This is a genomic window from Paralcaligenes ginsengisoli, assembly GCF_054781135.1.
Window position 1 is genome coordinate 1 of record NZ_BAAGUZ010000047.1, and the last position, 14,586, is coordinate 14,586.

The window sequence follows — 14,586 nt, forward strand, 5'->3', positions numbered from 1 at the left end:
GCCAGGACCGGACGAGGCGAGCCCACCCCGCCTGGGCCGCCACCCCCGCGTCTTAAGAAACCCAAATAGGCACCACAAAAAACAGCCCCACGGCCAGCCACAATAAACCGCCCCACACTTCAGCCGCGCCAGCTCATAACGGCCACTCCCACGTACCGCTCGAGAAAGGCCTTGTCCAAAATCCCCCCTTCAGTGGTCAAGTCATTCCAGACACCGCGATTATTCTTTTTACTGCGGCATTTACTGCGGCATGCCGTTCGTAATGTACGAGCAGGGTCTATCCCAAAGCGACAATGCAATCGTGCGCCGCTCAAAGCGCCAGCTTACAAAAGCCGCCCCACAACGCGGATTTTTGCTGGGCCCCGGATTTCTTGCTGGCCCCTACAACCACCGCCCAGTCAACAAGCAGAACAGTTTGGAATACAGGAGTAGCCTTGAAACATCGATTACCCTCAAAATAACGTCTTGGTAAAGCAACGTCTAAATAAGCGATTCACTCATGTCTGAAGATATACTCATCAACGTCACCCCTTTCGAGACTCGCGTAGCACTGGTCGAACAAGGCGCCGTGCAGGAATTGCACATAGAGCGCAGCATCCAGCGTGGGCACGTAGGAAACCTGTACCTGGGCAAAGTCGTGCGTGTACTGCCGGGCATGCAAAGCGCCTTTGTCGACATAGGCCTGGACCGCGCAGCCTTCATACACGTGGCCGACTTACGCCAGAACCGCCATGAACGCACCAATGGAGGCACGCTGACGCCCATAGAAAAACTGCTGTTCGAAGGCCAATCCCTGATGGTGCAAGTCATCAAGGACCCCCTGGGCACCAAGGGAGCTCGCCTGTCCACCCAGATCAGCATTGCCGGACGGATGCTGGTGTACCTGCCCTACGACCCTCACATCGGCATCTCGCAAAAAATAGAATCCGACGAAGAGCGCATCGTCTTGCGCGAACGAGTCCAGGCCCTTGTGCCCAAAGACGAAGCCGGCGGATTTATCGTGCGCACGCAAGCCAGCGAAGCCACCGACGAAGAACTGCGCGTCGACCAATCGTATCTGCGCACCCTCTGGAGCAGCGTTCAGGCACTCGCAAAGACCCAGCCTACCCCATCCGTGCTGCATACCGACCTGACCCTGGCCCAGCGCGTCCTGCGCGATATGGTGGGCCCCGACACAGGCACCATCCATGTCGACTCGCGCACCACATCGCAGGAACTCATGGAATGGGCCAAAATTTACACCCCATCGGTGCTGGACCGGATCAAGCACTATAGCGGCGACCGGCCGCTGTTCGATACCGCCAACGTCGACGAAGAAATCGCCCGCGCCCTGTCGCGCCGCGTCGATCTGAAATCCGGCGGCTATCTCATTATCGACCAGACCGAAGCGCTGACCACTGTCGACGTAAACACCGGCGGTTTTGTCGGCGGCCGCAACTTCGACGACACCATATTCAAAACCAACCTGGAAGCGGCTCAGGCGCTTGCTCGCCAACTGCGGCTGCGCAACCTGGGCGGCATTATTATTCTGGACTTCATCGACATGGAGGACCTGGAACACCGCAATTCAGTCCTGGCCGAACTCAACAAAGCGCTCAGCAAAGACCGCACACGCATGACCGTCAGCGGATTCAGCCAGCTCGGGCTGGTGGAAATGACCCGCAAACGGACTCGCGACTCGCTCGCGCATCAGCTTTGCGAATCGTGCCCCACATGCCAGTCGCGCGGCAATGTCAGGACGGCGCGTACGCTCTGCTACGAAATACTGCGCGAAATACTGCGCGAATCCCGGCAGTTCAATCCCAAGGAGTTCCGGATTCTGGCCTCGCAGGCAATTGTCGATCTGTTTCTGGAAGAAGAAAGCCCGCATCTTGCCATGCTGGGCGACTTCATAGGCAAACCGATCTCGCTCGAGGTGGAACGGGTGTATTCCCAGGAGCAATACGACATCATTTTGATGTAGGCGGCCGCGCGTATCCGCGCCGGCCATAGATCAGCCGGGACTTCGCCTTTGCAACAGATGGCTCGCCGGCGCCAGGCAACGAGGCTACTTGGAGCACACCTGCGGGCGGGTGACCGCATCGAACATCTGCTGGATTTGCGCGTCAGTGCCCGCGTAATAGCTATAGGCGCTGGCCTTGATCGGCCTGCCCTCCATCAGCACCAGATCGAGCACGATCGTATGGTTCCAGTCGGCCGCGGGAGAAGATTTTTTCGTAATAATGGCATAGCTTGCATTGCGCGGATTCAACTTGAATTCGATATCTCCGCCGCAGGCCGCCTTATGCTTGAACAAAGCCATCTGCACCTTGGCGAAAGTGTCAAAAGGCAGGCTGCGCTCGGTACGGAGATACTCATCTTTACGCAGATCGTTAAGCTGCATCCCTGATTTTGGCACGGCGCATCCCGCCAGGATGCACAAGCCAGTCAAAAATACGATTTTTTTCATTTTTACCTGCCACTCTGAGCATAAATCATTGGTACATGCGCCGAAGCGCCGCATATATTCTTGAAATACAGATTTTCAGCCCGTATCTGGGGACATTCAATGAGCATCGCCGGCCTACGAAATACCGTCAGGCCTCTTCCCTGAATTGCATGCGATAAAGCGATGCATACAAGCCATTCAAAGCCAGCAGTTCGTCGTGACGACCTTGCTCCACAATCTTTCCCGCATCGAGCACGACAATCTTGTCGGCATTTTGAACCGTCGACAAGCGGTGCGCAATGACCAGCGTCGTACGTCCCTTCATCAATCGTTCGAGCGATGCCTGCACCTGCCGCTCGGACTCGTTATCGAGAGCCGAAGTGGCCTCGTCCAGTATGAGTATTGGCGCGTTTTTGATCAAGGCGCGCGCAATGGCCAGTCGCTGACGCTGTCCACCCGACAGCTTGCTGGCGTTTTCGCCGACGGGCGTATCGAGACCGTCGGGCAATCCGTCGACAAAAGCCCGCAAATTGGCAGCCTCAAGCGCATCGTAGATTTCCTTGAGGCTGGCATCATGCAAGGAACCGTAGCTGACATTCTCGCCTATGGTTCCATCGAACATCACCACATCCTGGCTGACCAGCGACAACTGCTCCCGCAAACTGCGCAATGTCAGGTCCTTGACGGACTGCCCATCTATCGAAACCTCACCCTGGGTGGGCTGGACAAAACGGGGCAACATATTGACCAGCGTCGTTTTACCACTGCCCGAACGCCCTACCAAAGCTATCGTCTGACCCGGCTCGGCGGTGAATGAGACATTGGAAACGGTGTCCTGCGAGCTATCGGCAAAGCGGTGGCTGATGTTCCTGAATTCAACCCGGCCCTTGATAGGGCCTTGAAACACCTGGGTGCCGGTATCTTCTTCAGGCTTGTGATCGACCAGGGTAAACACACTTTCGGCCGAGACCAGCATGCGCTGCATGCGTCCCGCCGTATTGGTCATGCGCCTGACTGGATCGAAAATCTGCCCAAGGGCAGCCATGAAGGACGCGAAGCTGCCCACCGTCAGGCTCTGGGTATTGGCCTGGTACAAGGCAACGGCGATGACCGCCGCAACCGAAAGGGCAATCGAGAACTGGGCCAGGGGCGACATGGCGGCCTCGGCGGTTGCCGTGCGCATGGCAAATCGCCGCAAGCGGCCATTGACATACTGGAAGCGGCTGGACTCGCGCTCATAGCCATCGAACAGTTTGATGACGCGCTGCCCATCGATGCCTTCGCCAACCACCCGCGTGAGCTCCGCATTCATGTTCACGGTGTCCCGATTGATGCGCCGCAGGCGTTTGATGAAAGTACGAGCAATCAAGGTGGAAATCGGCAACATCACCAGAACGATCAGCGTCAGCTGCCATGACATATAGACCAACACACATAACAAGGCGATGATGACCAAGGTTTCGCGCACAACGACGGTAACCACCTCGGTGGCCGATGCGGTGACATTCCCGGCGTCGATGGTGAACCGGTTCAGCAGGCGTCCCGAGTCGCCGCGCTTGAACTCTTCGTCGGGCAGCCCCAGCAGGCGATCGAACATATCCTTGCGCAGTCCCAACAGCATATTGTTGGCTATCCAGGCCAGCAAATAATCGCTGCCGAAACTGCAAACGCCGCGCAGGAATACCAGGCCTATGACCGCAAGCGGAATCGACCATATATAGGACGGCTGCGCTCCCGAAAACCCCTGATCGAGCAAGGGCTTCATGATGATGGCCAGTGTGGGCTGGGTGGCCGCCGAAAGAGTGAGCAGCACAGCGGAAAGAACGACCACCTTCCAGTAAGGCCCCAGGCGGCTGTATATTCGCCGCCACACGTCGAACTTGACGGGCTTGGATGGCGTTGACGAGGGCGTTGAGGCTGGATTCAAAAAGCAACTCACTTTTACACTAAAGGACCGCCTATTTTAACGTTCTCGAAAATCCGTCGATAATAAGCGTCGATCATCATACCTCTCTTGCACACAACACTCGTCAAATTAATGTCTACACTCTCAGCCATTTACGTGCGACTTCCAAACTGGATAGGAGACGTTTGCATGAGCCTGCCCAGTCTGCAGGCCCTGCTGAATACCCGGGTTCCTATCGTTGTCTGTGCGCGCCCCTGGGCGCGCGATCTGCTGGCCGGATTCGAACTGTCGGGGTTCGTGGAAATGAAAGGCCGCTGGCGCGAAGACCGGGCCGCGGTCCATGCCCACAAAAAGAGAACCCGGCACGCGCATGTCCGGGGGCTGCTGCTGCCCGATTCGCTGTCGAGCGCCATGGTATTCAAGTTTGCCGGCATTCCCTCGGCCGGATACCGCGACGACGGGCGCAGCCTGATCCTGCGCTGGCCCATCAACAAGCCGGCGGCGGCCCTGCATGCCGTGGAATCCTGGTACTACGTAGCCACGCACGCGCTCATGCGCTGGAATCTGCCTGTCGAACCCCGGCATCCGGGCAAGCACCTGGGCCTGAAACTGGCCGGCCGGCATCAGGCGGAAGGCCTGCGGGCCGTAAATGAAGCCGGCCTGCAGCCCGGCCGGTTCGTCCTGATCGCACCGACAGCCACCGGCCTGCATCATGGCAAAATCAAGGTCTGGCCTTATTTCGACGCGTTGACGCGTGCGCTGCAACAAAAGGGCTATACCGTCGCGATGTGCCCGCCGCCATCCGAAGCCGAGGACGCACGACGCAATGCGCCAAGCGCCCTATGCCTGCCGCCCCTGAATCTGGGAGCGTTTGCTACACTCAGTCATCTGGCCGCACTGGTTATTTGCAACGATTCAGGCGTTTCGCACCTTGCCGCGGCCGCGAACGCCAGGCAACTAACCTTGTTTGGCGTCACCGAACGGGCACGCACAGGGCCGTGGTCAGGCAATGCAACGTGCCTGGGCTCGGCACAGCATTGGCCTTCACTGGCTGAAGTGGAAAATCAGGCCTGCGCCCTTTTGCACACTGATCCTGGCACATAACAATGTCGAGTTTTTTTACGAATCTGGTAATTCCTCTCAATCTGTGCGTCACGCTGCTCGTGGTTGGCCTGGTGCTTTTCATGGTCCGGCGCCGCAAAACGGCTTTTTTCGTAGCGGCCGGAGGGCTGTGCTGGGCCCTGTTCTGGTCGCTGCCGGCATCGTCGCTCTGGGCGGGCGGGCGTCTGGAACAACTCTACCCACAAGAACTGCCGTCGGATCTGCCCGAGGCCGGGGCCATTGTCGTACTGGGCGGCAATACGGCCAACAACCGCCCGAACTGGTTTGAACCTTACGACAAGGAAACCGCGGCGCCCCGTGTCGATACGGCAGCCTTGCTTTACAAGTCGCATCGCGCCCCCATCATTATCCTGTCTGGAGCCGCGCTGGAAGGAAAAGTCAGCGAAGCGAAAATGATGGCCCGCGCCCTCGAACAGCAAGAAATCCCGGAACAAGCCCTGATACTCGAGACACGAAGCCGCAATACTCATGAAAACGGCCTGTACACCGTCGAAAAACTCAAGGCGCTGCACATCACACGAATTCTGCTGGTCACTTCAGCACTGCATATGCCCAGGGCCATGGCCGTTTTCAGGAAACAGGGCATTACACCAATCCCCGCGCCGTCGGCGCCGCAAATCCTCGTACCCGCCGAGCCTGGATTCTCGTTCTGGCTGCCCAATATGCGCGCGCTGGATGCCAGCCGTTCGATCATCAAGGAATATGCGGGCCTGCTGGCCTACTGGGTACGGGGTTGGATTTAACGCATCCCATGCCCGGTCATGTCCGTTCGCGAAGCACTTCCTGGTAAAGATCCAGATAGCGGCGCGCAACTTCGGCCCAGCTGTGGCGGGCGACAACCTGGTCGCCACCTTGCACCAGTCGTGCCCTCAAGGCGGCATCGCCACTGATTTGCGCGATAAAACTGGCCAGTTCCTCGGCATTTTCAGGATGAGACAGGACCAGTGCCTCCTCCCCCGGCTTCACATACTGGGCAAAGCCGCACCAGGGGCTGGGGCTGAGGACGACCGGCAGGCCGAATGACATGGCCTCCAGGGGAGCCATGCCGAAACTGTCGTTGAGGGTCGGGTGCACATACAGATCGGCCGCAAGGTAATAACAATCGACCTCCGACGTGGTATCGACCAGGCGTACTCGATCCGCCAGGCCCACACTGTCGGTCTTGCGCAGGAAATCCTGAGTAATCGCCTTGCCTCCAACCACCAGCGCCTTGTAGCGTTCGGGCAGCAGCGCCAGCGCCTTCAGGACCGCAGGCAAGCCCTTGCGCAAGGGGTTGCGGGCCACCAGCAGGCACACCCGGTCCTGGTCGGACAGGCCCAGGTCCTGGCGAACCCGGGCTCGCAGGCCGGGCGGGGGTGAAGCCGGCCGCGCCACACCAGGCGGGATGACCGGAGACACAAGCTGCTCGCCATAGGCTTGCCGCAATTGCTCGGCAATCAAGCCCGAGACCGAAACCGTGCGGTGGGCCTGCCGTACCTCCACGCGCCGATGCTCCAGGCCCAGATAAGTTTGCACGCGGGGGCTGACTCGCGACAAAGCCCGCTTGAGGAAAGGCAGGCTGCGCACACGCCAGTTATAGCGGACCGGCGTGACATGCACGACTTCAATATCGCCGCACCAACCGTTCATGTGTGAATGCACGATATCGAAGCCCTTGCGCGTGCAACGCCCCGCCCGCCAGGCAAACAGCAAAACCCGGATCCAGCTGGGCCACCCGGACCACGAACGCAAGGGAACAAAAGGCAGGCGCAGATCGCAGGCCGAATCGTAGTCACGCGCAAAAACCGTTATTTCGTGACCCCGGGCCAGTTCGCGCATCAGGGCGACTCCATATGCCTCGGCGCCGCCGTAACGGCTACCGAATCGATCGACGACGAATGCTATTTTCAATCTGGACATGGGTACATGATAGGACGGCCGCAAAGTTGTTTGCCTTCTTCGGAGCGCATGCGAGGCTACCCAGGGGCTCAGGTCAGTCCTTGCGGTGCCTGTCTTCCAGGCGTGTCAGGCATTTTTGCATAAAACGCAGGATATGGGTCGAACGTGCAACCGTAACACGAGGAATGCCATAAAGGTCGTCGGAGCGTCGCGCCAGCCCTCTTTCAGTGGTCGTGGCATTGCGGTAACCCGCCCCTTGCACCATGGCCCGTACCTCGGGCGTTTCATGCCCATAGGGATAGCAAAAAGCGCTGACCTCGGCGCCCAGCGCACGTTCGAGCTCGTGCCTTGATTGTTTGATTTGATAATCGGCGAGTTCCGGTGAAATCTGCGGCAAATCGACATGATCGAGCGTATGCGAACCCACCTCCTGGCCGGCCGCCGCCCAGGCCTGCATTTCTTCGACAGACATGAGCGCAGAACGGGGAACTCCCTTTTCAATATCCCAGACATTCTCTCCACCAAGTTGCCTGGCCACAAAATAATTGGTCGAAGTAAACCCCAGCTCGCTCAATATGGGCAAGCCGTTCTGATACACGTTGCGATAGCCATCATCGAAAGTGATGCCGAACACCTTGCCGCGCTTGTCGCCCTTTAAATAAGGCACCAGGTCGCGCATCGACAGGCCGCGATAGCCGAAGCGGCGCATCCAGATCATCTGGCGCCTGAAGTCGGACGGATGCACGGTCAAGCCGCGGTAAGGCGAGCCTTTGGGAGCCGGCAGGCCAAGCTGATGGTACATAAGTACAGGAATCATGAAGCGATTATATCGGGGCCACGACTCAAGGGATAATTACTGAGTAAAAACTCGCGTGAGTAATCCAACGGTTATTGAGACTCATAGACTTTGCGCGGCTTCGGCGCTCAAGCACGCTTGAAGACGTTCGGCAGGATGGCTCATTGCACGATCGCGCGGCCACACCACGGATAACGCCAGGTCTTTTACGGCCAGCAGATGACGAACAATCAACCCTTGTCGTTCAGCATAGCGCGCGCCCAAGCTTTCAACAATGGCAACGCCAAGCCCTTCCGCGGCCAGTGCGCATGCCGCCGAGGACTGAGCGACCTCGACGATAGGACAGTAGGGCAATCCTCGTGTTTCAATCGCTTGGCGCGTGGCTTGCCCCGCGGGCAGCGCAGTCGCCAACACAATGGGCCCTTCTCTGGCAACGACGTCCAAGGTGAGTCTGCGTCGCCCGACCCACGGGTGACCAGGCTGCATTACCGCGTACAAGCTCAGGGGAGCAAGCTCGCAACTCTCCACCCGCTGTTTGTCCGCCGGAGAGCCCACGATGATGCCCAAATCGACCCGATGGTCCACTGCCATCGCGATGATCTCCAGTGCCGTACCGGCGCGCACGGTAACCACTACACCCGGGTGGTCCCGACGCATGCAAGCCAGTGCTGCTGGCAATAGACTCGAAGCGGCAATCGCTACAGCACCTACGCTAAGGCGAGTTAACGCACCCTGGCGGATATCGCCGGCAAGTTGGTCGACCGCTTCGATTCCGGCCAGAGCATTGAACACTTCGGGAATCAAGGCGCGCCCCTGATGGGTGAGATGCAGGCGACGGTTTTCGCGGCTGAATAAGGCAAAACCTAAACGTATTTCCATATCGCGCAACAGCGCACTGGCCGCAGGCTGTGTCATGTTGATCGATGCCGCAGCAGCCGTGACCGTGCCATGCCGATACATGGCGCGCAGCAGAGTCAGTTCACGGCGATGAAACATACAAAATTCATATGAAAGTATCCAATCTATCTATTTGACCACATTCAAGGGTTATAGCAACAATGTGAGATCCCAACCGAGACCCGCTTGCGAACCACCATGAACGCCAACACCATCATTTCAGTGGAGTGCATACCGATGCGTCTGCCTTTCCACCACTGGAGCCAGCCGCCTCTGTTCGCCGGGCAGCCACGCAACAAGCTCGATAGTGCACTGGTTCGAGTAGAAACCAGAGACGGAACAATTGCGTGGGGGGAGTCTTACTGCATCGAACCGCGAGCCCTGACTGCGGTATTCGAGACACTGATTGCACCACTGACTCGTGACAAAGATGCCAACGACAAGACGCTGTTGCCCACAATGCAACGTACGCTGCATAACCTTGGTCGCTCCGGCCCAGTCGTCCACGCGTTGGCGGGCCTGGACATTGCATTGTGGGACCTGCGCGCCAAGCGTGCCGGCGTACCGCTTTATGAACTGCTTGGTGGAAAGCGCCACAGTCGAGTGCGAGCCTATGCATCATTGCTTCAATATTATGGCGATGCACAGCGTCTCGACGCAGTGACGACACAAGCGCTGAAAGAGGGTTATACGGAACTGAAGCTTCACGAGCGGACAGTAGATGCGTTGGCAGCGGTACGCCGCGCGACAGGACCTGTGTTGCCAATCATGGTAGACACCAATTGCGCATGGCTGCCATCAGAGGCGCAGGCGGCCATCGCAGCCATGGCCGAGTATCAACCGTACTGGATAGAAGAGCCAATATGGCCACCCGAAGACGACCGTGAATTAGCGAAACTCAAGCGAGTCTGCAAGGTACCGTTAGCCGCAGGCGAAAACACGAGCAGCGCATATGCGCTGACACGTCTTGTAGAGGAAAGCGCAGTGCAGTATGTGCAGCCCAGCGTAATCAAGGTCGGGCTAAGCGCAGCCTGGGACATCTCCCTTCAATGCAGAGGGACGTCAGTCGTGTGTGCGCCACAAGTGGCGTTTTTCGGTCCAGGCTATCTAGCCAGCCTGCACCTGATCGCTGCGCAAGAAAGTGTGGTATCCCTGGAACGACTCTATGTCGAACTGGCACATGTGCCATATGCCAACACCGTACCGATCGCAAATGGCTGGGTGCACGTACCAGATACGCCTGGGCTAGGTGCAGATCCAGAGCCCAGCCTGACTGATGGCCGCTACCGGGATTAAGAGTGCGGCATAGAAACGATTCCTTACAGGGTACTCATTGGAAGGCTAAACGCAGGCAAATCACTATATATCGTAACCACAGGAGACATTAGATGAATGCATCACGCAGGTCATTCGTAACCAGAGCCTCTGCTTTCTGGCTGTGCACAGCCGTCGGGCCATGGGCGGCGCCCTCACATGCCGCCAATTATCCCAATAGGGCAGTCCGCTTCTATATCCCCTACCCACCCGGTGCGGCAACCGATACGCTCGGGCGCATGGCGGCGGAGGTATACGCACAGACCTTTGGCCAAGCCTTCGTGGTCGAGAACCGAGGCGGAGGTGGGACCACCATCGGTACTCGTGCCCTGGTGACATCATCTCCAGATGGCTACACCATTGGCATGGTCGATTCCGCCTTCACTATCAACCCTGGTTTGCGAGGCTCGAACCTGCCTTATGATACGCTGAAAGACTTTGCTCCGATCTCCTTAATGGCGACGGCACCCTTCGTAATGGTGGTGCATCCCTCAGTGAAAGCCACCGACATCAAGTCCTTCATCGCGCTCGCCAAGGCGCAGCCTGGCATGCTTTCATACGGGTCGGCTGGAATAGGCAGCGCACCACACCTGGCTGGCGAACAATTGCGACAACAAGCCGGCATCAACATCCAGCATGTACCCTATCGGGGTGGAGGCACCGTTTTCACTGATCTGCTTGGCGGCCAAGTGCAGTTCGCCTTCGCCACCGTACCCACCCTGCTCCAGTACATCAAGGCGGGACGTCTACGGGCAATCGCGGTGATCAGCGCTCAGCGTATCAGCAGTTTACCCAATGTGCCGACATTCGATGAGGTCGGGCTACCGGGCGTGGATATCTCACCGCTATTCGGATTGGTGGCGCCGGCAGGCGTGTCAGCAGCCATCGTAGACTTACTTTCCGCGACGTTGGCCAAGTCGGTACGGGTTGGAGGCCTTCATAACAAACTGACAAGGCTCGGATTCGAACCCATAGGCAGTACACCGTCGGAATTCGACCACCGAATCCGGGGAGATGTGGCCAAATGGACGAAAGTGATACGACAAGGCGGCTTCAAAGCTGAATAGTCGTCGGCATCTCATGTCACTGCACTGCTATATCCACGCAATATTTTCGTTGATGACTACTTCCGTGTCTGGGGCGCGAACAAGGCCCTGCAAATCGAACCTCGTGTACAACTCCCAGACACTCTCGAATAAGTCTCAGAATTCCAGCTCAGAAGTCGTAGAGCTTCGCGGGGTTGTGCACGAGAATCTGCTGTCGCTCTTGCGGCGTCGTCCAATTTCCAAAGATGTCGAACTGGGCGCCATCATTGACAGGATGGAATGGCTCAGCCCCATCACGGTCACGCGGCACGCCCGGCCATGGCCCTGTATGCGGCCAATCTGTTCCCCACAACATTTGCCCAAGGTTTGCATCGATGAGCGTTCGAGCGATGGACTCTAAGTCTCTACCGTCGGCCCTCTCGATGATTCTATAGGGAGCGGAAAGCTTGACATAGACTTTTCCTTGCCTGACCAAGGTGATTAACGTGGCAAAGCCCGGCTGGCCAAGGCCCGCGGCAGGGTCTACGAGTCCGAAATGATCAACCACAAGAGGAACCGGCAATTTGCCAATGGTATCTTTAATCTGAGCAATCAAAGCCAAAGTCGTGTACGTCTGGATATGCCAGCCCATCGGCGCGGCCAGCGCTGCTGCAGCTGTTATGCGCTCAGCCGCCACACCTGGATTCGTCTGCCCGTACGATTGCAAGTTCACACGCAATCCGCGAACTCCTGCGGCATGTAATTCATCTAGAACCGAGCGACCGGCTTCTGATGCCACCACCGCAACTGCTCTTGCCTGGCGGCCAAGCGCTTCAAGTTGCTTAAGCGAATCGATTACACATGAATTGTCAGTACCCTGAGGGCTTGCCTGCACGATGACCATGCGGCTCACGCCGAGGCGGTCGTGCATCGCCAGGACGTCGTCCACGCTGGCGATCCCAGGGGCAAACGTGCGGTCGTCTGCCAGCGGATAGCGCTCTCGAGGCCCAAAGATATGTACATGGCAATCGCACGCATTGGACGGAACAGAAAATTTAGGCTGGCTATGGTTCCCCCCAGCAATAGATTGTTCTTCAAATTCCGGGGCCAAGGGCTCGAAAACGAAATGTTTCATTCAATGATTATTCAACTTTGATATCGGCATCTTTGATGAGCTCGCTCCACTTAGCATAGTCGCTCTTCAAATAACTATTGAACTGCTCCGGTGAGTAATCAGCCAAGACAAAGCCTTGTGAGTTCAACTTCTTCTTGACATCTGGCAGCGACAATACGCGGCGAACTTCGGAGTTAATTTTGGCAACGACAGCGGATGGCGTGCCAGTCGGGGCAATGATGCCCAGCCATGTGCCAATTTCAAAGCCTGGAACACCTGATTCTGCCACGGTGGGTAAATCTGGCGCGATGTCCATCCGCGTCCGACTCGTCACCGCAATTCCCCGTAGCCGGCCCGATTTGACATACGGCATCGCCGAGGAAGCATTTGCGAACATCATAGGTATACGGCCACCCATGATATCAGTCATCGCGGCCTGTTCCCCAGGATAAGGAATGCTGGTAATTTTTGCCCCAGTCATGACGGTAAACAGCGCCCCCGCCATATACGGAGACGTACCAACGCCGCCGTTCCCGTAATCAATAGAGCCAGGCTTCGACTTCGCCAATGCGATGATTTCGGATACGGTATTGACAGGCAATGCCGAACCCGCCACGAGCAGCAGCGGTGCGCTTCCGATAAGAGCTACACCGGTAAAGTCCTTCCGAGAGTCAAAATTTTTGATTTTGTGAAGAATGGGTGAGACCGCCGTCGTAGTTTGGCTCGCAAGCAGCAAAGTCGTTCCATCAGGCGATGCTTTTGCCACATAGGCTGCGGCAATCATTGACGCCGCACCATTGCGGTTCTCGACAATGACCGGCTGACCAAGATTCATGCTCTGAGCCACGATACGCGCAACGGTGTCGTTCGCACCTCCGGGAGGAGCACCGACAATTAATCGAATCGGCTTGTCGGGAAAAGTTGTTTGCGCTTTTGCGGCGACCACAATAAGGAACGGCATGGTTAACGAGGCCACAGCAGCCAATGTAACTCGGCGAAAGAATGTCATTCAGTTGTCTCCTGATGTTTTTCCGGATTCGAACTAAGATCGCCCGCCTGCAGCCATTTGGCCCAACTGCGCAACCCCCTTGAATTCGATGCAATTCTAGTTTGATGAATTTATATGGTCAAATGCATATATTTACTAATTTCATACATATTTATATATGAAGAAAAGAGAAATGCAACTCTTATGGGAGCTGGAGCGAACGGGTTCCGTCACCCGCGCAGCAGACAGAGTAGCAATGTCTCAACCAGCTGCCAGCGCTCTCATCCGGCAGATTGAAGAACGCCTTGGCTTTCCCGTTTTTGTACGGGAAAAAAAACGGCTGACGTTTACGGTAAAGGGACGAGCACTGCTTCCGGACATCGCAAACGCGCTGGCTGCCTTGGATAGCCTGAATCGCCTCGCCGTCACGATGAGGACTGATGGGACTCCGCGAGTGGTGATTGGAAGCGTGGCTTCTGTCGCGGCAACGATTCTTCCCTCTGGCGTGGAGCGGCTTTGCCGCGCACTACCCGGTGCAGCCGTAACGATCCGTACCGCCATGTCCATGGAAATCAAGAACATGGTTGCGGAACAACGTGTAGATTTTGGAGTCGTCGTAGCCAAAACAACCGCTGACGGCCCCGGCCACATCAGCGTCGCTCCTCTGCATCTGTGCTGCCTGGTCAAGCCGGAGCACCCCTTCAGCCAACTTAAATCGATTAGTATCGGCCAAATCGCCACTCAACGATACGTTGCTCTGGCCAGGCCGTTCAAAATTGGCGAGGCCACGGCCAATCAGATTGAGAGCGCAGGCTTCCGCTTTGCTCCTGCAGTTGAAGTAATGCAGTTTTCGACCGCTTGCGCCTTTGTCAAGCAAGGATGGGGCGTTGGAGTCCTCGACAGTCTGAGTGCACAATATGCGTCGAACTTTGGTCTCGTTACTACTCTTGTCGAAGGAGCGATCGATTTGGAAATTTCGTTACTCTGGTCTCCTGACAGTAGCCTCGGCTCTTACGCGAACGAATTCGCAAGCGGCCTTTCCTCTGCTGTTGACATGACAGGGGCTCCCAGTCCATGAACTCAATCGCCATCAACTTTATTTTCAGCCATCAAAGTAA

Annotated in this window: 13 protein-coding genes; 6 read left to right on the forward strand and 7 right to left on the reverse strand. The window is 57.1% G+C overall.

What is annotated here, in order from left to right; genetic code table 11:
* Positions 1 to 499: 499 nt before the first annotated feature.
* Positions 500 to 1,963 carry a ribonuclease G gene (gene rng, locus ACYVIS_RS20135; protein WP_232744186.1) on the forward strand — a complete coding sequence of 488 codons (1,464 nt, stop codon included), beginning with the start codon at positions 500 to 502 and terminating at the stop codon, positions 1,961 to 1,963.
* 84 nt (positions 1,964 to 2,047) lie between these two features.
* Here the strand turns inward: rng and ACYVIS_RS20140 are convergent, their stop codons facing one another.
* Both ACYVIS_RS20140 and msbA read right to left on the reverse strand, forming a co-directional pair.
* Positions 2,048 to 2,449 carry a hypothetical protein gene (locus ACYVIS_RS20140; RefSeq protein WP_232744187.1) on the reverse strand — a complete coding sequence of 134 codons (402 nt, stop codon included), beginning with the start codon at positions 2,447 to 2,449 and terminating at the stop codon, positions 2,048 to 2,050.
* Positions 2,450 to 2,576: 127 nt separating this feature from the next.
* On the reverse strand, positions 2,577 to 4,355 hold the full coding sequence (gene msbA, locus ACYVIS_RS20145; RefSeq protein ID WP_232744188.1) for a lipid A export permease/ATP-binding protein MsbA: 1,779 nt from the start codon (positions 4,353 to 4,355) through the stop codon (positions 2,577 to 2,579).
* A gap of 111 nt (positions 4,356 to 4,466) precedes the next feature.
* Here msbA and ACYVIS_RS20150 point away from each other — a divergent pair, with 111 nt between their 5' ends.
* Both ACYVIS_RS20150 and ACYVIS_RS20155 read left to right on the forward strand, forming a co-directional pair.
* Positions 4,467 to 5,438 carry a glycosyltransferase family 9 protein gene (locus ACYVIS_RS20150; RefSeq protein ID WP_460874880.1) on the forward strand — a complete coding sequence of 324 codons (972 nt, stop codon included), beginning with the start codon at positions 4,467 to 4,469 and terminating at the stop codon, positions 5,436 to 5,438.
* Complete coding sequence (locus ACYVIS_RS20155; protein WP_232744619.1) at positions 5,435 to 6,199, forward strand: YdcF family protein; 765 nt, start codon at positions 5,435 to 5,437, stop codon at positions 6,197 to 6,199. The genes ACYVIS_RS20150 and ACYVIS_RS20155 overlap by 4 nt, the downstream gene beginning before the upstream one ends.
* 16 nt (positions 6,200 to 6,215) lie before the next feature.
* Here the strand turns inward: ACYVIS_RS20155 and ACYVIS_RS20160 are convergent, their stop codons facing one another.
* From ACYVIS_RS20160 to ACYVIS_RS20170, 3 genes are all read right to left on the reverse strand, one after another.
* Positions 6,216 to 7,346 carry a glycosyltransferase family 4 protein gene (locus tag ACYVIS_RS20160; RefSeq protein ID WP_460874907.1) on the reverse strand — a complete coding sequence of 377 codons (1,131 nt, stop codon included), beginning with the start codon at positions 7,344 to 7,346 and terminating at the stop codon, positions 6,216 to 6,218.
* A gap of 82 nt (positions 7,347 to 7,428) precedes the next feature.
* Positions 7,429 to 8,136: a polysaccharide deacetylase family protein gene (locus tag ACYVIS_RS20165; protein ID WP_232744621.1), complete on the reverse strand. Its 708-nt coding sequence runs from the start codon at positions 8,134 to 8,136 to the stop codon at positions 7,429 to 7,431.
* 96 nt (positions 8,137 to 8,232) lie between these two features.
* A complete protein-coding gene (locus tag ACYVIS_RS20170) occupies positions 8,233 to 9,126 on the reverse strand; it encodes a LysR family transcriptional regulator (RefSeq protein ID WP_460874881.1) in 894 nt (297 codons plus the stop codon).
* Between the two features lie 99 nt (positions 9,127 to 9,225).
* Between ACYVIS_RS20170 and ACYVIS_RS20175 the strand changes: the two genes are divergently transcribed.
* Positions 9,226 to 10,323 carry a mandelate racemase/muconate lactonizing enzyme family protein gene (locus ACYVIS_RS20175; RefSeq protein WP_460874882.1) on the forward strand — a complete coding sequence of 366 codons (1,098 nt, stop codon included), beginning with the start codon at positions 9,226 to 9,228 and terminating at the stop codon, positions 10,321 to 10,323.
* 92 nt (positions 10,324 to 10,415) lie between these two features.
* Positions 10,416 to 11,408 (forward strand): Bug family tripartite tricarboxylate transporter substrate binding protein, encoded by a 993-nt coding sequence (locus tag ACYVIS_RS20180; RefSeq protein ID WP_460874883.1) that lies wholly within the window; start codon positions 10,416 to 10,418, stop codon positions 11,406 to 11,408.
* 148 nt (positions 11,409 to 11,556) lie between these two features.
* On the opposite strand, the gene ACYVIS_RS20185 is transcribed toward ACYVIS_RS20180, so the two are convergent.
* Complete coding sequence (locus ACYVIS_RS20185) at positions 11,557 to 12,501, reverse strand: amidohydrolase family protein (RefSeq protein ID WP_460874884.1); 945 nt, start codon at positions 12,499 to 12,501, stop codon at positions 11,557 to 11,559.
* A gap of 7 nt (positions 12,502 to 12,508) precedes the next feature.
* Positions 12,509 to 13,489 carry a Bug family tripartite tricarboxylate transporter substrate binding protein gene (locus ACYVIS_RS20190; protein WP_460874885.1) on the reverse strand — a complete coding sequence of 327 codons (981 nt, stop codon included), beginning with the start codon at positions 13,487 to 13,489 and terminating at the stop codon, positions 12,509 to 12,511.
* A 172-nt stretch (positions 13,490 to 13,661) separates the two neighbouring features.
* On the opposite strand from ACYVIS_RS20190, the gene ACYVIS_RS20195 reads away from it, so the two are divergent.
* On the forward strand, positions 13,662 to 14,546 hold the full coding sequence (locus ACYVIS_RS20195) for a LysR family transcriptional regulator (RefSeq protein ID WP_460874908.1): 885 nt from the start codon (positions 13,662 to 13,664) through the stop codon (positions 14,544 to 14,546).
* Positions 14,547 to 14,586: the final 40 nt, after the last annotated feature.